At 69.7% G+C, this 20,071-nt stretch carries 14 protein-coding genes; 6 read left to right on the forward strand and 8 right to left on the reverse strand.

From position 1 onward, the window contains the following. The first annotated feature begins 264 nt into the window (after positions 1–264). On the forward strand, positions 265–1,536 hold the full coding sequence (locus OHO83_RS07655) for an alpha-L-fucosidase (protein WP_330278948.1): 1,272 nt from the start codon (positions 265–267) through the stop codon (positions 1,534–1,536). Positions 1,537–1,609: 73 nt separating this feature from the next. Here the strand turns inward: OHO83_RS07655 and OHO83_RS07660 are convergent, their stop codons facing one another. The 7 genes from OHO83_RS07660 to OHO83_RS07690 all read right to left on the reverse strand — a co-directional run bounded on the left by OHO83_RS07660 (position 1,610) and on the right by OHO83_RS07690 (position 9,495). Further along, positions 1,610–2,398, reverse strand: a complete 789-nt coding sequence (locus OHO83_RS07660) for an AraC family transcriptional regulator (protein WP_329432638.1) — start codon at positions 2,396–2,398, stop codon at positions 1,610–1,612. Between the two features lie 42 nt (positions 2,399–2,440). Then, positions 2,441–3,715, reverse strand: coding sequence for an alpha-L-fucosidase (locus tag OHO83_RS07665; RefSeq protein ID WP_266677544.1), 1,275 nt, complete (start codon positions 3,713–3,715; stop codon positions 2,441–2,443). A 113-nt stretch (positions 3,716–3,828) separates the two neighbouring features. Continuing rightward, positions 3,829–4,815, reverse strand: a complete 987-nt coding sequence (locus tag OHO83_RS07670) for a hydroxyacid dehydrogenase (RefSeq protein WP_266677543.1) — start codon at positions 4,813–4,815, stop codon at positions 3,829–3,831. Between the two features lie 70 nt (positions 4,816–4,885). Then, complete coding sequence (locus tag OHO83_RS07675; protein WP_330278949.1) at positions 4,886–5,827, reverse strand: carbohydrate ABC transporter permease; 942 nt, start codon at positions 5,825–5,827, stop codon at positions 4,886–4,888. Further along, complete coding sequence (locus OHO83_RS07680) at positions 5,824–6,747, reverse strand: carbohydrate ABC transporter permease (protein WP_329432641.1); 924 nt, start codon at positions 6,745–6,747, stop codon at positions 5,824–5,826. Before OHO83_RS07680 ends, OHO83_RS07675 begins: the two co-directional genes overlap by 4 nt. 234 nt (positions 6,748–6,981) lie before the next feature. Continuing rightward, complete coding sequence (locus OHO83_RS07685; RefSeq protein ID WP_266677540.1) at positions 6,982–8,301, reverse strand: ABC transporter substrate-binding protein; 1,320 nt, start codon at positions 8,299–8,301, stop codon at positions 6,982–6,984. Positions 8,302–8,415: 114 nt separating this feature from the next. Then, the gene (locus tag OHO83_RS07690) at positions 8,416–9,495 is read right to left on the reverse strand and encodes a substrate-binding domain-containing protein (RefSeq protein WP_266677538.1); all 1,080 of its coding nucleotides are present in this window, start codon (positions 9,493–9,495) and stop codon (positions 8,416–8,418) included. Positions 9,496–9,714: 219 nt separating this feature from the next. Here OHO83_RS07690 and OHO83_RS07695 point away from each other — a divergent pair, with 219 nt between their 5' ends. From OHO83_RS07695 to OHO83_RS07705, 3 genes are all read left to right on the forward strand, one after another. Further along, positions 9,715–12,156 (forward strand): polysaccharide lyase 8 family protein, encoded by a 2,442-nt coding sequence (locus OHO83_RS07695; protein ID WP_330278950.1) that lies wholly within the window; start codon positions 9,715–9,717, stop codon positions 12,154–12,156. Positions 12,157–12,224: 68 nt separating this feature from the next. Continuing rightward, entirely contained in the window at positions 12,225–12,983 is a 759-nt protein-coding gene (locus OHO83_RS07700; RefSeq protein ID WP_330278951.1) for a heparin lyase I family protein, read from the forward strand. Continuing rightward, positions 12,980–14,134 carry a hypothetical protein gene (locus OHO83_RS07705; protein ID WP_330278952.1) on the forward strand — a complete coding sequence of 385 codons (1,155 nt, stop codon included), beginning with the start codon at positions 12,980–12,982 and terminating at the stop codon, positions 14,132–14,134. The genes OHO83_RS07700 and OHO83_RS07705 overlap by 4 nt, the downstream gene beginning before the upstream one ends. A gap of 111 nt (positions 14,135–14,245) precedes the next feature. Here OHO83_RS07705 and OHO83_RS07710 read toward each other — a convergent pair whose 3' ends face one another. Beyond that, positions 14,246–15,142 (reverse strand): FG-GAP and VCBS repeat-containing protein, encoded by an 897-nt coding sequence (locus OHO83_RS07710; RefSeq protein ID WP_330278953.1) that lies wholly within the window; start codon positions 15,140–15,142, stop codon positions 14,246–14,248. A 402-nt stretch (positions 15,143–15,544) separates the two neighbouring features. Here OHO83_RS07710 and OHO83_RS07715 point away from each other — a divergent pair, with 402 nt between their 5' ends. Beyond that, positions 15,545–17,788 (forward strand): bifunctional glycosyltransferase/CDP-glycerol:glycerophosphate glycerophosphotransferase, encoded by a 2,244-nt coding sequence (locus tag OHO83_RS07715; protein WP_266680140.1) that lies wholly within the window; start codon positions 15,545–15,547, stop codon positions 17,786–17,788. A 22-nt stretch (positions 17,789–17,810) separates the two neighbouring features. Then, positions 17,811–20,039 (forward strand): bifunctional glycosyltransferase/CDP-glycerol:glycerophosphate glycerophosphotransferase, encoded by a 2,229-nt coding sequence (locus OHO83_RS07720; protein WP_330278954.1) that lies wholly within the window; start codon positions 17,811–17,813, stop codon positions 20,037–20,039. Positions 20,040–20,071 lie beyond the last annotated feature (32 nt).

Here is a 20,071-nt window from a genome sequence, read left to right on the forward strand (position 1 = left end):
ACTCGTTGCGTAAATTTGCGTGGCCCCCTACCTTTCTTCCCACTCCCGGCCTGAAGGAGGAACCACCGGTGGCTCCTCCCCCTCACACTTGTGGGCACTCGACCGGTGGGCGGATCGACGGGCACATCAGGAACGACATGAGCCCCACAAGACGCACAGCCAAGGGACACGTACAGGTGCATGCCCTCACGCAGGGTGAAAATGCACCAGTGATGGTGATCGTGGCCCACGCGCCGGACGGCCCGCCGCGCATAGCTTCGTCCCATGCCGATGCAACCCTGGTTCCCCGACGCCAAGTTGGGCATCTTCGTCCATTACGGGATCTACGCCGTCGACGGTGTCCCCGAGTCCTGGTCCTTCTACTCGGGGCGGGTGCCGCACGAGCAGTACATGCGGCAGCTCGACGGCTTCACCGCCGCCCGGTTCGACCCGAAGGCGTGGGCCGAACTGTTCGCCCGGGCCGGCGCCCACTACGCCGTCCTCACCACCCGCCACCACGACGGCGTGGCCCTGTGGGACACCGCGCAGGGTGATCTGAACGTCGTCAAGCACACCCCGGCCGCCCGCGACCTGATCGCGCCCTACGCCGAGGCGCTGCGCGAGCAGGGCCTGAAGGTGGGCCTGTACTACTCGCACTCCGACTGGAACCACCCCGACTACGCGAGCGTGGTCCACCCCGAGCCGCCCGACGAGGACGTACGCACCAACCGTTTCGTCGCCCCCGAGGGAGGCGTCGAGGACCCCGAGGCCTGGGCGCGCTTCCTCGCCTACCGCGACGCCCAGGTGGGCGAGCTCGTCTCGCGCTTCCGTCCCGACCTGCTGTGGTTCGACGGCGAGTGGGAGCGCAGCGAGCAGCAGTGGAAGATGCGCGAGCTGTCCGAGCAGATCCTGGCGGGCAACCCGGACACGGTGCTCAACGCGCGCATGCTCAGCTACGGCGACTACGCCACACCCGAGCAGGGTGTGCCGCTCGTCGCTCCGGACGGGCCGTGGGAGCTGTGCCTGACCGTCAACGACTCATGGGGCTTCCAGCACCAGGACACCAACCACAAGTCGGTACGCCAGCTGGTGCGTTACTTCGCCGAGACGATCGGCATGGGAGGTAATCTCCTCCTCGACGTGGGCCCCAGGGAGGACGGGACGATCCCCGCCGAGCAGGTCGAGCGCCTCGAAGGGCTCGGCGACTGGATCCGCGGGCACGCGGAGGCCGTGTACGGCACCGTGGCCGGGCTGCCCGCCGGGCATCACTACGGGCCGAGCACCCTGTCGGCCGACCGCCGCACGCTCTATCTGTACTGCTTCGACGTGCCGCGCGAGATCATCGGGATCCGCGGTCTGCGCAATCCCATCAAGCGGGTGAGCGTGCTGGGTCCCGGCACGGAGCTGGGGCATCGCGTCACCGGCGGGCTCGGTGAGGTACCGGGGGTGCAGTGGATCGACGCACCGGCGGCCGCCGACGTGGATCCGTACTCCACCGTGCTGGCGCTGGAACTCGACGGTGAGCTCGACCTGTACCGGGGTACGGGACGGGACTGACTTCGCGTATCGCGTGGGGCTGGGCATGGCTGTCCAGCACGGAAGCTTGCCGACCCTGCCGTGGGCCGGGCCCTCAGGCGGCTCCGGCGCGGATCGCCCGTGGTGGTAGGCCGAATTCACGGCGGCACGCCTTGTTGAAGGACTGCAGATCCTCGATGCCGACGGCCGTCGCCACCGAGGAGATCGGCAGGGTCGACTCGCGCAGCAGGTGGCGGGCGCGCGCCATGCGACGGCTTCGGATGTACGCCACCACCGTGGAACCTGTCTCCGCCCGGAACAGCCGGATCAGATGGTTGTGCGAGATCCCGGTGGCGGCCGCCACCTCCGGCACGGTCAAGGCCTCGGCCAGGCGCGACTCGATGTAGGCGATGGCCACGGCGACCGAGGCGTGCGGTGCGTCGGCGCCGCCCTGCGGCGCCGACCGGCCGAGCTCCGCCACCCGCCACAGGGTCGCCCACACCTCGGCGGTTGCCTGCCGCGGGCTGCGCGGGGCCGCCGCGACGGCGCGCTGCAGCTGTTCGGTGAGGGAGGGGGTGGCCACGCCTGCCTCCTGCATCACGGGCAGGGTCGACGCCTGTCCGGTGGTGCGCAGTTCGAGGTGGGCGTAGAGGTGCTCGGACCTCCCCCGGTAGCGGAACTCCACCACGGACCCCGGCGGCACCAGGCTCACATGGCCCGGCCGGATCGCGAACACCTCGCCGTCCACGGTGAGTTCGGCGGCGTACCGGTAGAGGTGGAACTGCCACAGGTCCGGCAGCCGGAACGTCTCCCGCCGCACGCTCTCGCCATGCACGCCTACACCGACGCTCGCCACCCGGGGCGGCTCATCCAGCCACACCCGCACCTCTCGCCCCACAAGCATGGTGAATCCTAACCAGCGGCCGAGGGTAGGGCACGGCAGCCTTCAGGCGTGGGGCGCGTCGATCTTGTCGTTCATGGGTGGCGGCTGTTCCTCCAGGGGTGGGATCGCGCAGTGGCCGGTGCGGAAGCCGGTGACCGCGTTCAGGCGGGCGTCGTCGCCGGTCAGGCGGATGCGCAGTTCGGTCGTCGTGACCGGTTCGAAGGCGTGGACGCGGCGGACGCCGACCGTGTGGCCGGAGGCGATCGGCTGTCCGTCGGCGAGGATCTCGTGGTCGGTGATGTGCTGGCCCCTCGCCAGGTCCTCGCGCAGCTCGACGTGGTCGAGGAGTACCGGTTCGGGGAAGCGGGCGGTCACCTCGCCTCCGTCGGGGACGAGTTCCGCCCGGACCGGGGCGGCGAAGCGGCGGGTCAGTTCGCCGGTGAATTCCAGAAGCCGGGCGCGGTCGGCCTCGTCGATCAGGCCGCGGCGGTCCGGAGGCACGTTGAGCAGCAGGCCGGCGCCGAGGCCGACGGAGCGGTACCAGAGGGCGAGCAGGTGGTCGCGGCTCTTGAGGGTGTGCAGGTCGTCCGGCTGCCAGAACCAGTTGCCGCGGAGGGGCACGTCGCACTCGGGCGGCAGGTAGCGGGCCTGGTCCAACTGCTCGCTTCCGTCGTCGTAGACGGAGATGCCGGTGGCCTCCGCCACGTACTCGCAGGGGTCGGAGGCCAGGCCGTCCTCGTTGCCCACCCAGCGGATCGTCGGACGGCCCATGTTGAAGACCATCGCGTCCGGCTGATGCTCGTCGATGACCGCCATGATGGCGTCCCAGTCGTATGTGCGCCCTTCGGATCCTGCGCCGTCGAACCACAGCTCGTACAGCGGGCCGTAGCGTGTGCACAGTTCGGTCAGCTGGCGCAGGTAGAAGGCGTCGTAGGCGGCCGGGTCGGCGTAGCAGGGCGCGTTGCGGTCCCAGGGGGACAGGTAGAGGCCGAGTTTCAGGCCCGCCTTCCTGCACGCCTCGGCCAGTTCGCCGACCACGTCGCCCTTGCCGCGGCGCCAGGGTGAGGACTTCACCGAGTAGTCGGTGGTCCCGGTGGGCCACAGACAGAATCCGTCGTGGTGCTTGGCGGTGAGGATCACATACGCGGCGCCCGCCGCGAGTGCGGTGTCGACCCATTGGGCGGCGTCGAACGCGCTCGGGTCGAAGGTGGCGGGGGCCAGGGTGCCGTCGCTCCATTCCTTGCCGTTGAAGGTGTTGATGCCGAAGTGGAGGAAGAGGCCGAATCCGGCTTCCTGCCAGGCGAGTTGTCGAGGAGTGGGGCTGGGGGCTTCGGGCATCGGCTCGTTCCTCGGGTCGCGGCTCGATGACGCGCGGGAATGGCGTCTTGGGCATGGCACGGACGGTTTCCCCGGCCGCACGTCCGGTACGCGCGGGCGGGTGGACGGGCGGCTCAGGCCGAGCGTGCCAGAGCCGCGGGGTGTACGGGATGCTCGAAGTGCTGTCCGTGTGCGTAGCGTTCGAGTTCGTCGATGGCCGTGTCGGCCATGCGGGCCAGTTCGTTGCCGAGTGAGCCCGCGATGTGGGGTGTGAGCAGGACGTTGGGCAGGTCGAAGAGGGGCGAGTCGGCTGGCAGCGGTTCGGGGTCGGTGACGTCGAGCACGGCGTGGATCCGGCCCGGGACCAGTTCGTCGGTCAGCGCCTGTGTGTCGACCAGGGAGCCGCGCGCGGTGTTGATCAGGGTGGCGCCGTCGCGCAGCAGGGCCAGTCGTTCGCGGTCGAACTGGTGGTAGGTCTCGGGCAGTTCGGGGGCGTGGATGCTGACCACGTCGCTGCGTCGGACCAGGGTGTCGAGGTCGACGGCTTCGGCTCCCAGTGCCCGCGCCTCGGTGCGCCCCACGTAAGGGTCGTGGAGGAGGACTGTCAGGTCGAAGGGGCGCAGGAGTTCCATGACGCGGCGGCCGATGGTCGAGGCGCCGACGATGCCCACGGTGCGGCGGTAGTTGCCGATGCCGGGGAACAGGGTCAGCAGGTTGGGCCGGGTGCGGGCTTCTCGGTAGACGCAGGCGCCCTGCAGTACCCGCTTGTTGGCGAAGAGGATCGCGGCGAGCGTGTACTCGGCGACCGGGAGTCCGTTGGCCCGTGCGGCGCTCGTGGCGACCAGCCCTCGCGCCCAGGCCGCCTCGGTCATGTGGTGCTTGACGCTCCCGGCGGCGTGGATGACGGCGCGCAGTTCCGGCATGCGCTTCAGGGCGTCTGAGGTCAGGGGCGGGCATCCCCATCCGGTGAAGAGCACCTCCGCCGACGCCAGGGCCGTCTCCAGTTCCGGTGATGTGGCGGCGAAGTCGGTGAGCAGCAGATCGACGTCGATGGCCGCGGTGTCCGCCAGCCGTCGCAGTGCCGCCTCGTCGAGGATCGCCTCCTTCGTCTCGGCGCTCATGGCCAGTACGGTCCTGGGCCTACGAGTCGGGGTCGTGGGGAGGGAGTCCGGGTCCGACGCGTGCATGGGCTTATTTCACTGCTCCTGCGGTCAGGCCGGAGCGCCAGAAGCGCTGCAGGCCGATGAAGGCGATGATCAGGGGGATGACGGTCACCAGGGAGCCGGTGATGACGAGCGGATAGATCGACGGGCTCTGGAGCACCATCTGGTTCCAGCTGTAGATGCCGAGGCCGGCTGGGTAGAGGTTCCGGTCGTTGAGCATGACCAGTGGTCCGAAGAAGTTGTTCCAGCTGCCCGTGAACGAGAACAGGAAGAGCGTCATGAAGCCGGGGGTGAGCATCGGCAGGGCGATGTCCCGGAAGACCCGCAGCTCGCTCGCGCCGTCGACGCGCGCCGCTTCGATCACCTCGTTGGGGACGTATCCCTCGGAGAAGACCCGGGACAGGTAGACGCCGAAGGGGTTGACCAGCGAGGGGATGAGGACGGCCCAGTAGGTGTTGACGATCCCGACCTTGGAGGCCAGCAGGTACTGCGGGAGCGTGATGACGACGCCGGGTACGAGGATGCCGACCAGGACGAGACCGAAGAGTTTGCCCTTGCCCCGGAAGTCGTACTTGTCGAAGCAGTAGCCCGCGGCGACGCTGATCAGCGAGGAGGCCAGGGAACCGACGACGGCGTAGAGCAGGCTGTTCAGCAGCCAGCGCGCGTAGATGCCGTCGTCGAACGTGAACACGGCGTGGATGTTGTCGAGGAGGTGGAGGTCTCCGAAGCTGAAGCCGGAGGTTCCGAAGAGGTCTCCGGGGTTCTTGGTTGCCGCGATCACGAGCCAGGTCAGCGGCGCGAGGGCGTAGAGGACGGCGATGATCAGAAGCGCGTTGACGGTGGCCTTGGAGGTCACCGCGGAGCCCGGTGCGCGCCGGCGGACGGTCCCGCGCCGCCGGAGGGTGTTCCGCGCCCGGCCGGTCTCGGAAGCGGTCGAGGTCTCGGTCGGGGTGAGCGTGTCCGTGCTCATGCTGTCTTGCCTCGGTTTCCGATCCAGGTGACGACGAAGGAGAGCAGGCCCGCGACGAGGGCGAGGATCAGCGAGGCGGCGGCGGCCAGACCGTAGTCGTGCCGTTCGAACGTCACCCGGTAGATGTACATCATCGGTGACCACATGGAGCCGAGACCGGGGGCCCGCTCGCCCAGGATCTTCGGCTCGTTGAAGATCTGTACGACGCCGACGCAGGTGAACAGGAGCGTGAGGGTCACCGCGGAGCGGATCATGGGCAGTTTGATCTGCAGGGCGGTGCGCAGTTCGCCGGCGCCGTCCACGATGGCGGCCTCGATGACCTCGCGCGGGACGGCCTGGAGCGCGGCGTAGAAGATGATCATGTTGTAGCCGGTCCACTGCCAGGCGGCGACGTTCACCATCGAGGACAGGACGTGGCCGTTGGAGAAGAAGTCCCAACTGCCGCCCGCACCCTGGATCCAGTCGAGAATGGGGCTCAGGCCGGGCGTGTACAGGTACACCCAGACGATGGCCGCGATCATGCCCGGCACGGCGTGCGGCATGAAGACGGCAAGCTGCACGAAGCGCTTGGCCCGGGCGGCGGCGGAGTCGATGAGCAGCGCGAGGGCGAGTGCCGCGCCGATCATGACGGGGATGTAGAAGGCGCAGTAGAGCACGACGTGGAGGAACGCTCCGGTGAAGTCCTGGTCGCCCAGCACCTTGGTGTAGTTGCCGAACCCGCTGAAGATCCGCTCCGTACCTCCGAACCCCAGGCCGGAGGAGCGCTCTTGGAACAGGCTCATCCAGACCGCGTAACCGATGGGTGCCAGGAGGACGATCGCGAAGAGGAAGAAGAACGGGACGAGGAACGCGGCCACCGCGCTGCGCTGGCCGGGCCTGAGCGTGGCGCGGCGCGCGGGCCGGGTGAGAGGTGCTGCCACCGGGGGCTCCTAGGTGGGTGCTTCGGTGTTCGAGGTTCCGGGTTCCGGAGTTTCGGGTTCGGGGTGTCGGGTTTGGCCGCCGGGTGCGCGGTCAGGCGCGCACCCGGCGGCGCGCGAGCGGAGGCGGGCTCTGCGACGGACGCCACCGGGCGGTGCGGCAGGCGGCACCGGGCGGGCGACGATCCGGGGACGCCGCCCGCTCACTTGACCAGGTTCGGCCCGCGCCCTTGACGGCTACTTGGCGAGGTTGAGTCCGCGGTCCTTGATGGCCTTCTCGGCCGCCTTCTGGCCGGCTGCGAGCCCGTCGGCGACGGTGCCCTTGGCCCACGCGTCCCCGATGGCGGTGTCGGTCGCCGCGCCGACCGGGCCCCAGGTCCAGCCGGGGACGATGGTGTCGGCCGCCTCACCGGCGACCTTGTAGATGTCGTCGCCGCCGAAGTAGCCCTTGTCGTCGAACGACGCGGCGGCGACGTCACGCAGCGCGGGGATGGCGGGCAGTGCGCTGCTGGGCGACTGAAGGTTGCTCAGCCGGGCCTTGACGGCGTCCGGCGTCGTGGCGGCCCACTGGGCGAACTCTGCGGCCGCCTTGACGTTCTCGGTCCCCTTGGGCACGGCGTAGGTGGTGCCGCCGTACATGCCGCTGGCGGGGGTGCCCCAGTTCGGCAGCGGGGCGACGCCCCACTTGCCCTTCTGCTTGGGGTAGGTGACCAGGTGGCCGCCCGCGCTCCAGGAGGCGCCGATGTAGCCGGCGATGCTGCCGTCGGTCAGGGCCTTGGTGAACTCGGGGCCGGTGAAGTTGGTCTTCTTGACCAGGTCGTCCTTGGTGAGCCCCTGCCAGTAGTCGGCAACCTTCCTGGACGCGGCGTCGTCGATGCCGACCTTCCAGGAGTCTCCCTGAGTGCTGTACCACTTGCCGCCGGCCTGCCAGGAGAGTGCGGGCAGGAGAGCGGGGTCGTCGCTGCCCCATCCGGCGATGCGGACCTCGCTGTCGGACTTCTTGATCTTTTCTGCGGCCTTCTTGAACTCGCCCCAGGTCTTGGGTACTTCGTCGACGCCGGCCTTCTTGAAGATGTCCTTGCGGTAGAAGAACAGACTCGGGGTGGCGTCGTACGGGACCGCCCAGACCTTGCCGCCGAGGGTCACGCGGTCCTGGATGGCCTCGGAGTACTTGGCCTTGACGGTGGCGCCCGCCTCGGGGGTGAGGTCTTCCAGGAGGCCCTGGCCGGCGAACTCCGGGAGGTGGTTGTACTCGATGCCGGCGACGTCGGGGGCGTTGCCCGCCTTGATCGCGTTGGTGATCTTGGCGTAGCCGTCGGGGCCGCCGGCTATCTGCGAGAACTTGACCTTGATGTCCTTGTGCGTCTTGTTGAACTCGTCGGCCACGTCCTTGGCGCCGACCGTCCAGCCCCAGTAGTCGAGGGTGACGGGCTTGCCGGACGTCCCGGCGGCGTCCGCCTTGTCGCCGTGGTCGGCGCCGCAGGCGGTCGCGAGCACGGCCAGGCACACGGAGCCGACAGCAAGGGGCACACGGGATCTCAGGATGGTGAGCTTCACGGCTCTACTCCTCGGAACGGGGCCGTCGATGCGGCGGATGCTCGCATTCTTCGACCCTGAACCGAAAGTAGTCAATAGCAAAGCAAGGTTTTAGAAATAAAAACGAAGTAGCGGCTACACGACACTGGATGCCCTGACCCGGAGTTCGGGCAGGATGGCGACCCGACGGCGCGGGCGGCCGGGCTCCGCCAGGCGGCGCAGCAGCAACTCCACCGCAGTGACGCCGACTTCATGCTTGGACGGGGCCACGGCGGTGAGCGGCAGGTCGGCGAGTTCGGCGACCTCGTCGTCGTACGAGACGAGCGCGACGTCGTCCGGCACGGCCAGCGACTCGGCACGCAGCCGCTGCAGCAGAACCATGGCGTCGTTCTCGGGATGGACGAGCGCGGCGTCGAGACCGCCCTCGCGCACGCCGGCCAGGAACTCGCTCACGCCCTTCTCGTAGGGTCCCTCCCCGCGCGCGCCGCCCCCGAGGTCGATGACCGTCTGCGGCAGGTCCGCCGCCTGCATGGCGGCGCGGTAGCCCTCCAGGATCCACGGCGCCGTCGGTGTGCCGCCCCGCATGAGCAGGGCGATCCCGCGCCGCCCGCCGCCCAGCAGGTGGCGCACCGCGAGACCGGCGCCGTAGGCGTGGTCCGTGCCCACATGATCGGCGGCGGCCTCGTTCGCCGGGCGCCGTTCGACGAGGACGAAGGGCACTCCGAGGCTGTCGTACCAGGCGCGGGCGGAGGCGTCCGGGGCCGGCGCGACGGGCGACGGGGCGAGCAGCAGACCCGCGACACCGTCCTCGACCATGCGTGCGGCCTGCAGACTCTCCGCCTCCGGCCGGTAGTCCGACACCGCCAGGGACAGCCGGACGCCGTGCGCGGCGGCGGTCTCCTTCGCCCCCTTGATGACCTCGGGGTAGTAGTACACCGAGGACGGCACGATCATCCCGAGCGTTCGGGGCCCCTCGTCCGGGGCGGCACCCTCGGCCGGATGCTCGGGGCTCGTGGACGCCGGGTCGGGCAGCCCGTCCAGCCGCATGGCGCCGCCGTGCACCCGGGCCACCAGTCCGCGCTCGGCCAGGATGTCCACGTCCTTGCGCACGGTCACCGGGGAGACCCCCAGCTCCCCCGACACGTCGGTGATCCTCATGGACCCGTCCCGGCGGACCCGGCTCAGGATCAGGTTGAGTCTCTCCTCTGCGTGCATGCTGCGGCTCCCCTTCCTCCACGCACGAGCGACGCCCCAGGTCAGAGCGTCACGGCCAACACCACTCCCTACTTGCGCTTTCTGTCAAACGATAACTAACGCAAGTGTTCACTGTTCAAGCCATTGTGGTGCTGTGTGCAGTCATGTTAAAACCCATCCACTTGCGAGTGCGATCCCCCGGCCGGCCCCCTTCCTTCCTTCGCCCGGAGGTCCTCAACCATGTCCAACCGATCGTCCCGACGCAGATTCCTCCAGGGATCCGCCGCCTCCGCTCTCGCGATCGGAGCCCTCGGCACAGCTGGTGCCGTACCCGCGGCCGCAGCCACATCCGCCGACGCCGCCGCATCAGCCGGCGCGGCCGACGACGAGTTCACCGCGCTCCGCGCGAAGTGGCGCGATCTGATCCTCGGCACGGGATTCAGCCCGACCGCCGAACCCTTCAGAACGCTCCTCGCCAACCTCGGTACGAGCGCTCGGGGCTTCCTGTCCACGATGGCACCGGCCGACGGCTCGCTGTGGCCCGACGCCGTGTGGGCCGACCCCGACCCGGACACCGACGCGGAGTCGTACAACTTCTCGGCGAAGATGAACGACAGCTACAACCGCCTCAACACCATGGCGCAGGCGTACTGCCAGCCCGGCACCGGGCTGACCGGCGACACCGCCCTGCTCCAGGCGGTCCTGACCGGTCTCGACCATGTCAACTCCCAGGTGTTCAACGAGAACACCAAGCAGTACGGCAACTGGTGGAACTTCCAGATCGGCTCCCCGCAGGCGCTCATGGACACCTGCGTCCTGCTCTACGACCACCTCACCGCCGACCAGGTCGACCGCTACTGCAAAGCGGTCGACCACTTCATACCCGACTCGGTGTTCGCCTCCTACTCGGGCACCAGCACCGGCGCCAACCGCGTCGACCTGTGCCGCGGTGTCATCCTGCGCGGCATCGTGGGCGGCAGCGCGGACAAGGTCTCCCTGGCCGCCAGGTCCCTCGCCCCCGTGTTCCCCTACGTCACCTCCGGCGACGGCTTCTACGACGACGGCTCCTTCATCCAGCACACCTACATCCCCTACATCGGAGGCTACGGAGCGGTCCTGCACGACGGTGTGGGCCGGCTGATGGCCCTGCTGCGCGGATCGACCTGGGAAGTCGACGACCCCAACACCCAGCTCTTCCTCGACACCGTGGACGCGACCATCGCCCCGTTCATCCACAACGGCCTGATGATGGACAACGTCTCCGCGCGCGGTATCAGCCGGGTCGGTACCTCCGACCAGAGCCGGGCACTGGGTCTGCTCGCGACCATCCTGCTGGTCGGCCAGGGCGCGAGCGCCGAGGAGAACGCACGCTGGCGCGCCATGGTCAAGGGCTGGATGCAGCGCGACTCCTACGCGCCGCCTCTCAAGAACCCCGGCCTCAGCCTGATCCGCGCCTGGCTCCTGCAGTCCCTGCAGGACGACACCACCGTCAAGCCCTCGCCGGAACCCGTCGAGCACCGGGTTTTCCACAACATGGACCGCGTCACCCACCGCCGCCGCGGCTGGACGGCCTCACTCTCCATGGCCTCCCAGCGCATCGCCCACTACGAGTTCGGCAACGGCGAGAACGCCCGCGGCTACCACACCGGCGCAGGCTGGCTGTCCTGGTGGGGCGACGACTTCGGCCTGGAACAGTACGCGGACGCGTACTGGCCCACCGTCGACCCCTACCGGCACCCCGGCATCACGGCGTCCCGCAAGCCGCTCGCCGACGGCGAGGGCGGCAACTGGGGCGCCGTACGCCCCGCCGCGGCCTGGGTCGGCGGCACCACCGACGGCGAGTTCGGCGCGACCGGGCAGCACCTCAAGGGCCTGTCCTCCACCATGAGCGCCAAGAAGTCGTGGTTCTGGCTCGACGACTCGATCGTCTGCCTCGGCGCCGGCATCACGTCCACCGACGGCCACCCCGTCGAGACCACCGTCGACAATCGCGCCCTCGGCACCTCCGGCGCACCGGCGCTGACCGTCGACGGCAAGACCCAACCCTCCCAGCAGGGCTGGAACAAGACCTTCGACAGCGCGCGCTGGGCCCACATCGCGGGCCACGCCGGTTACGTGTTCCTCGGCGGCTCCCCGGTCACCGCCGTACGCGAGGAGCGCACCGGTGCCTGGCGGGACATCAACACGGGAGGCCCCACCGACCCGATCACCCGTCGCTACCTCACCCTGTACACCGATCACGGCACCGACCCCGTCGACGGTCGCTACGCCTACGTCCTGCTGCCCGGCGCCGGCGCCGGAACCACCGCGCAACGTGCCGCTGACAAGGGCTGGCTGAAGGTCCTCGCCAACTCGGGCGACCAGCAGGGCGTCCGTGTGCCGCGCCACGGCCTGACCGCGGTCAACTTCTGGAGCGCGGGCACCGTGGACACCGTCACCGCGAGCGCCCCGGCCTCCGTCCTGATCCGCGAGCACCGCGACGGTACGGCCACGGTCGTCGTCTCCGACCCCGCCCGCCAGGCCACCTCGCTCGACATCACCTGGCACCGGCGCGTCAGCCGGGTGCTGTCGAAGCCGGCCACCGTCTCGGCGGCGGCCACCGGATCGTCTCTGAAGCTCTCCTTCGGCGACCTCACCGGCGCCTACGGAGCCCCCCAGAAGGTCAGGGTCAGGCTCGGCTGACCTCCTGGACCACGGGTCCGCCGACAGGCGGCGGGCCCGTTCTCTCTCCCCCCACCAAGGAGAAGACCGTGCAACGACGCAACGTCCGTCCCGCCCTGCGCGCCCTGCGCGCCAAGACGGGCAGTCTCCTTCTCGCCCCTGCCGCGATCGCCTCGGCCATGGCACTCATCACCGCGTCCCCCGCCAACGCCGCGGTGCTCTGGACGGCCGACCCCGCTTCCGGCGCCGGCGCCTTCGACTACACGGCCTGCGACGGCGGCCAGATCACGACGACCGACTGGAACGACGGCCACGGCGACATCTTCAGCATCAACAAGCCGGCCGGGATCAACCGGTGCGAGGTGGCCGGCGCCGCGGGCCGCACGTGGAGCAACAACTCCACCTACTGGTGGGGCTATTCCTTCGACACCCTCACGGACGACGCCCAGACCGTCTTCCAGTGGAAGTCCTGGGGCACCGGCGACCAGCAGCAGCAGAACTACCCGGTCCTGATGAAGGTCGAGGGCGGCCGGCTGAAGATCTGGTACGTCGCACCGGGTGAGGTGTGGCAGCTGGCCGGGAGCCGGGCGTGGTCGTCCGGAACCTGGCACAAGATCGAGCTGGGCATCACGACCCGCTCGGACACCACCGGATCGTTCGCGCTCTACGTCGACGGCTCCCTCGTCGTCGACCAGCACAACGTCCGCACCTGGGACGACATGGGCAACAACCCCCGTTGGGGCACGTACGGCTCCACCATCACCGACGTCAACTCCCATGTCTGGCTCGACGATCTGAAGCTGGGTCAGACCCGCGCGGACGTCGACCAACTCACGGAGAACCGATGAGATCCCGCATCCTTGGCAGACTCGCCGTCGGTATCGCGACCCTCGCGGCCGCCCTCGTGCCGACGCTCGCCGCCCCGCCGACCCCGGCGGCCGCCGCGACCTTCCCGGTCTACACCAACGAACGCAGCGCTGTCCGGCCCACACTGGAGCAGTACGGCGCCACCCGCTCCACGGTGGTCTACGACTCCTTCCACTTCACCTGCGACACGAGCGCGTGCTACTCCAACGGCGGCGCCCTGCCCTCGGAAGCCACCTACGAGGCCAAGGTCAAGGAGTACATGGGTTCGGGCCAGTTCAACGGCGCATCCACCGGGCCCGTGGTGCTGGACTTCGAGGACATCGAACTCACCCAGGTCGCCACCGGGCAGACCGCGACCAACGCGTACAACCTGTGGCGCCAGCTGCTCACCTGGACGCACAACGCCGCGCCCTCCGCACCGGTCTGCCACTACGGCTACGACTGGCTCACCCAGAACCAGAACCTCATCAAGCAGCTCCACGACGACAATCTGCTCAACTGCTTCGCCCCGCGCGCCTACTTCTACGCGGGCCAGTCGCTGACCGACTGGGACAGCGACTTCGACGCCGCCATCAGCCGCGACACGGCCATGGCGCCCACCCACCCCATCTACCCCTACGTCAGCCCCACCGCCTTCAACGGCGGCGGCTACGTGGCGGGCAACACCTGGGCGCACATGTTCTCCAAGGTGAAGGCGTCCGCCGACGGTGTCGTCGTCTGGGAGCCGTCCGCCACGGACTCCAGCGCCTGCGCCTGGGTGTCGCAGAACTCGTACGAGATGGGCGCCATCACCGGCACCGCCAGCAGCGGCCCCCTCAGCGCGACCGCCGCGCCACCCAGCGGCAACTGCACCGTCACCCGCGGCTCCCAGGTCGCCGTGCCCGTGACCCTCACCAACACCTCCTCCTCCACCACCGCCGCCACCTCCATGCAGACCCTCAGCGGTCTCCCGGCCGGGGTCCACGGCTACGACACGACATGGCAGTACTGGAACGTCCCCTCCCTCGCACCGGGCGCCTCCTGGACGACGACGCTCTACCTGCAGACAGACACGAGCGAAACGGCCGGCACCGTGCTGCTCCACATCAAGACCGGTATCAGTGACACGCGTTGGTCCTTCATCGTTGTCTGAGTCCGAGAAGGCCGAGGGGCGGCACCGGAGGATTCCGGCGCCGCCCCTCGCGTTGTGCCGCGGTCAGCGAACGAGGCTCCGGCGAGCGCTTCCGGCTGTCCGCCTACGTGCTCACGAGCCCGACAGGGCGTCCCCGAACATGGGGTCGTCCCCCGACTTCCCGATGCCCACGGACGACGCACCGAAGCTCACCGCGCCGGTGGCCGTGACGCCTGCCGTGGAGCCGCGCAGGACCCACACGGCGCCGTCGTCGCTGTTCTCGCCGCCCGCGCCCACCGACAGATCGGCGCGGCCGTCCTTGTTGTGGTCGGTGAGGTGGATGGCGTCGCCGAACAAGTCCGACGACTCATTGGCGCCCGGGACACCCGCGGTGCCCTGGTTGAAGGACTGGGCGCCGGTTCCCGTCAGGCCAGAGGCGCCGCCGCGCAGCACCCAGACGTTGCCTGCCTGCTCGGCGGAGCCGATGGTCTCGAAGTTCGCGCCGACGGCGAGGTCCGGGTAGCCGTCACCGTTGACGTCGCCGGCGGCGAGCGCGCCACCGAAGGAGTCGTGGTACTCGTCCGTTCCCGGCACACCCGCGGTGTCCTGGCTGAACACGGCGGTACGCGCGGTGTCGACGCCCGCCGCGCCGCCGTAGAACACGGTGGCGTAGCCGCCCTTCGCCGTCTGATCCGTGACGGAGACGAAGTCGGAGCCGACGACCAGGTCGTCGTGTCCGTCGCGGTCGAAGTCGGCCACGGCGAACGCGCCCGCGTACCCCGGGCCCGCCTCGGTCTGCAGGGTGGGTCCGGTCGAGGCGCCCAGGTAGACGAAGGCGTCGCCGCCGCCGAAGCCGCCGGCCAGGTGCTGGGCCAGCCGGCCGCACTGGATGAGGACCAGGCCGCAGGCGTCATCGAGGCGCATCAGCGGGGCACCGCCGTCAGGGCCCTCGCCCGGCAGCATCAGGGCGCCCCGAAGACCATCCGCCGCGTCCTCGACGCCGCCGGCGCCCGCGCACTGTCCACGCACCTCGACGTCGTCGAGCCGACCCCGGCGACCAACTGCCCGCTCCAACGCCGGACCTGGACGTGGTACTCGACCTGCCCGGCCTGGTGACCGACCACCTGGACACCGCCGGCGACGAGACTGTCCGTCAGACGCTCGCCGCCGGCCGGACCATCCGCCGCGGCCAGGGCCACTCACTCCGGATCACCGCCCCGCTCGAACTCCACCGCGCCGCGCCGCAGCCGGGAATGCCTCCTCCCGCCACGGCCGCCGCGCCGCCGAGATGGACCGGCGGCACGGGCTCGTCACCCTCGGGCATCCGAGGTCCCCCGTATGCCGGGTCCCCCGTATGCCGCATGCGGTGTAACGCTCTCCGTTCATGAACCGCTTTCATGCAATATGTCGCTAATGACCCATGGAAGTGCATTGCCACGGTTCAGTGTGATTGTTCCCGTTTATAAGGTGCAGGCATATCTTCATGAATGCCTTGAATCCGTCCTGCAGCAGCCGTTCACAGATCTGGAGCTGATCGCGATCGACGACTGCTCACCGGATGCCAGCGGGACGATTGTCGACGAGTTCGCAGCCCGCGATCCCCGTGTGCGCGCCGTGCATCTGACGGAGAACGTGGGTCTCGGCCGTGCCCGCAACGCGGGTCTCGAACACGCCACCGGCGATTATGTGATCTTCCTGGACAGCGACGACGCCCTCACTCCGGACGCGCTGCACGCGATCTCGGACCGGCTCAAGGACACCGACGGCCCTGACGTCCTGGTCTACGACTACGAACGGTCGTACTGGACCGGCGGGACGGTGCCCAATCCCGTCACCGCTCATCTCGCCGAGGAGGGTCCGTCGTCGTTCACCCTCGACGACAGGCCGGGCCTGCTGAGGGTCCTGCACGTCGTCTGGAACAAGGCATACCGCCGCGAGTTCCTGGAGCGCGCGGGCTTCACCTTCGCTCCGGGCTACTACGAGGACGTCTCCTGGACCTATCCGGTACTGGTGACCGCCGAGTCGATCGCGGTGCTCGACCGCGTCTGCGTGCGTTACCGGCAGCGCAGAATGGGAGCGATCACCTGCTCCCCCGGGCATAGGCACTTCGAGATCTTCGGCCAGTACGACCGGGTCTTCGCCTACCTGAGTGCACACCCCGAAACGGCGCGCTGGCGGCCCCTCGTCTTCCGCCGGATGCTCGACCACTTCAGCACGGTGTTCACGGCGCCCGACCGTCTGCCGCGCGGCACTCGCGCGGCGTTTCTGCGCCAGGCCCGGACGTACTGCCGCCGCTACCGCACCCCGGGCGCGACTCCCCCTCTGCGCACCAGAATCCGGCACGCTCTCGTACGTCTGGGCGCGCACCGCAGCTACCGGACCCTGCACTCGGCACGGGCTCTGCTGCGACGTGTCCGCCGCGCCGCCGTCGCCGCTCAGCGTGCCGTCTCGGCGGGCGTCGTCCAGATCCATTACCGCATCCAGCGGCTCCTTCCGCTGCGCGAGAACGACGCCGTGTTCTCCGCCTACTGGGGCCGCGGCTACGGCTGCAACCCGGCGGGCGTCGAGGCGAAGGTCCGCGAACTGGCGCCCCACATCCGCACCTCCTGGATCGCCGACCCGGCGCACCACCACACGATCCCGCCGGGCACCCGCCGTCTCACCTCCGGCACGGCCGCGTACTGGACGGCGCTGGCCCGCTCCAAGTACCTGGTCAACAACGTCAACTTCGACCGCAGACTCGTCAAGCGCCGGGGCCAGGTGTTCCTGCAGACCCAGCACGGCACCCCGCTCAAGCGCATGGGCCTCGATCTCCTCGACCGGCCGGCCGCCGTCGGCGACACCGACGTCCGGCGCATGCTCGCCAACTGCGGCAAGTGGGACTACGTCCTGTCCGCGAACCGCCATTCCACGCTGGTGTGGGAGCGGGTCTACCCCGGTGACTACACCACGCTCGAATACGGCTATCCGCGCAACGACCTCTATCAGAACGCCACCGGCAAGGACGTGGCCCGGCTGCGTGACACCCTGGGCATCCCCCAGGATTCGGTCGCGATCCTGTACGCCCCCACGCACCGGGACTACCGCCGCACCCAGCGCCACGCCATCGATCTGGAACGCATGCTGCGCTCCCTCGGTCCCCGCTTCATGGTGCTCGTGCGCGCCCACCATCTGTCCGCGATTCCGCCGGTGGGCACACACTCGTCCCAACTCGTCGACGTCTCGGACCACCCCAGCGTCGAATCCCTCTGTCTGGCGAGCGACGTCCTGGTCACGGACTACTCCTCGCTGATGTTCGACTACGCCAATCTGGACCGCCCGATCGTCCTGTACGCCGACGACCGGGAGGCCTACGAGGCGACCCGTGGCACCTACTTCGACCTCCGGAGTTTCCCTCCCGGCGCGGTCGCCACCGGCGAGGACGAGCTCATCGACATCTTCGTGACCGGCGAGTGGCGCAGCGCCCGCTCCGCCCGGCGGCGGGCCGCATTCCGTGAACGCTTCTGCCCGCACGACGACGGGGGCGCCGCCGAGCGGGTCGTGCGGCATGTCCTGCTGGGGGAGAAGGCGGGCCTGCCGTCCGCGGTACCGCTGGAGGAGCGGCGGCCGGCGCCGGCACCCGGTCCGCGGCAGGAGCCGGAGGCCAGCGTGACTCTGCCCACCAGCGCCGTTTGAACGCCCATCGAAGGAGAGTGCGTTGCCCCGCTTCAGTGTTGTCGTTCCGGCCCACGACGGGCCGGGGCGGCTGCCCGACTGTCTCGCTTCGGTGCTCGGCCAGGCCTTCGCCGACGTCGAGCTGATCGCCGTCGTCAGCTCCCCGCAGGGGCTGTGTGCCTCGATCGTGGCCGCGCACGCGGACCGCGATCCACGGATCAAGGTGGTGCGCTCGCCGGCGGGCGACGGTCTGCCGGGCGCGCGGAATGCCGGGATCGCGGGCGCGGAGGGAGAGTTCGTCCTCTTCCTCGACGGCGACGACACGCTGGTACCCGGGGCACTGGGACTCCTCGACGCCCGGCTCGCCGAGTCCGGCGAGCCGGATGTGCTGCTCTTCGACCACGAGCGAGTGCACTGGTTCGACGGCGGCATGGGGGCAACGCTCGGGCGGCTGTGGCAGGACGCGCTGACCGGGGCCTTCTCGGTGGAACAGCACCCGGCGCTGCCCGACGTAGGGGTGCCCGCGTGGAGCGGTGCCTATCGCCGCGACTTCCTGGCCCGGCACGAACTGGCCTTCGTGCCCGGCATGTTCACCGACACGGTGTGGAGCGTACTGACCACGCTCCAGGCCGAACGGATCGCGCTGCTCGACCGGATCTGCGTCCGTCATGTGCTGCGCCGCCAGGGCAGCCGGAACTACCTGCCCGGACTTCACCACATGGACCTGCTCCACCAGTTCGACCTGGTGATGCGCGGGGCGGCCGAGCTGAAGCCCGACCCGGCGGTGCTCGACAGGGTCTTTCACCAGCTGGTGAGCGCGGTGCTCAAGACCGCGGCATCCCCCTGGCGGTTGCCGAGCCCGGCGGCGCGGCGGCAGTACTTCCGGCGGGCCACCCGGCTCTACCGTCGGCACCGCCCGGCGGGGAACCGACGGCCAGGTGGGAGCGTGGGGCTGCAACATGCGTTGCTGGCTGCCGGCTCCTACGCGGCATTCAGCGCGCTGCGCGGCACGAAGCGGCAGCTGGGCAGGGTGGCCCGGTCCGTCGCGCGGTGCCTGAGGTGGCTGCGCAGGCGCGGCGGCAATCCGTACAGGGCTTTCCTCAGGCGGCCGGTCGACGAGAATCTCGCGGTCTTCTCCTCGTACTGGGGCCGCGGTTACACCTGCAACCCCGCCGCCATCCACGCGGCGGCGCGGCGCCTGGCTCCGCATATCAAGACGGTCTTTCTGGTGACCGCAGCGCATGCGGAGCAGATGCCCGACGAGGTGGAGAGCGTCGTGATCGGAAGCGACCGCTATTGGGAGGTCATGGCCACCGCCAAGTACACCTTCAACAACGTGAACTTCGAGATGGCGGTGAAGAAGCGACCCGACACCGTCCACGTGCAGACCCAGCACGGCACCCCGCTCAAGCGCATGGGTGTGGACCTGGTGGAGTACCCGGCGGCTGCGGCCGCGGTCGGCCCGCTGGGCAAGCTGCTCCAGCGCGTGGACCGATGGGACTTCAACATCTCCTCGAACCATCACTCCACCGAGGTCTGGGAGCGGGCCTACCCGGGTGCGTACGAGAGTCTGGACGTCGGCTATCCGCGCAACGACGCGTTCTACACGTCGACGGCCGAGGACGTCGCCGCGATCCGGCGCCGCCTCGGTGTGCCCGAGGACCGTGTCGCCGTGCTGTACGCGCCGACCCACCGCGACTACCGCACGGACTTCCTCCCGCAGCTGGATCTCGTCGCGTTCTGCCGGGCGCTCGGCGACGAGTTCGTCGTGCTGCTGCGGGCCCACCACTCCTACGAGGGGTCCGCGGGCCTCGAACGGATGCTGCGGTCCGGCGCGTTGATCGACGTGACGAAGCACCGCTCGCCCGAGGAGGTGTGTCTCGCCGCGGACGCTCTGATCACGGACTACTCGTCGGTCATGTTCGACTACGCCAACCTCGACCGCCCGGTCGTCGTGCACGCCGACGACTGGGACATCTACCGGGAGACACGGGGCGTCTACTTCGATCTGCTCGCCGCGCCGCCGGGTCCGGTGGCCCGTACCCAGGACGAGCTGACGAGGATCTTCCGCAGCGGTGAGTGGCGGGGCGAGACCGCGGCCCGGCTGCGCGACGCGTTTCGTCGGCGATTCTGCGAATTCGACGACGGGCTGGCCGCGGAGCGGGTGGTGCGCCGGGTGCTGCTCGGTGAGCCGGCCGAGGCGCTGCCGCCGGTCGTTCCGCTGGGCGAGCGCGTTCCGGCCCCGGCCGCCGCCCGCGTCCTCCACCGCTGACCCGCCCGATGCGCACGCCCACACCCCCATCC

The sequence above is a fragment of the Streptomyces sp. NBC_00569 genome (assembly GCF_036345255.1).
Classification (GTDB): Bacteria; Actinomycetota; Actinomycetes; order Streptomycetales; family Streptomycetaceae; genus Streptomyces.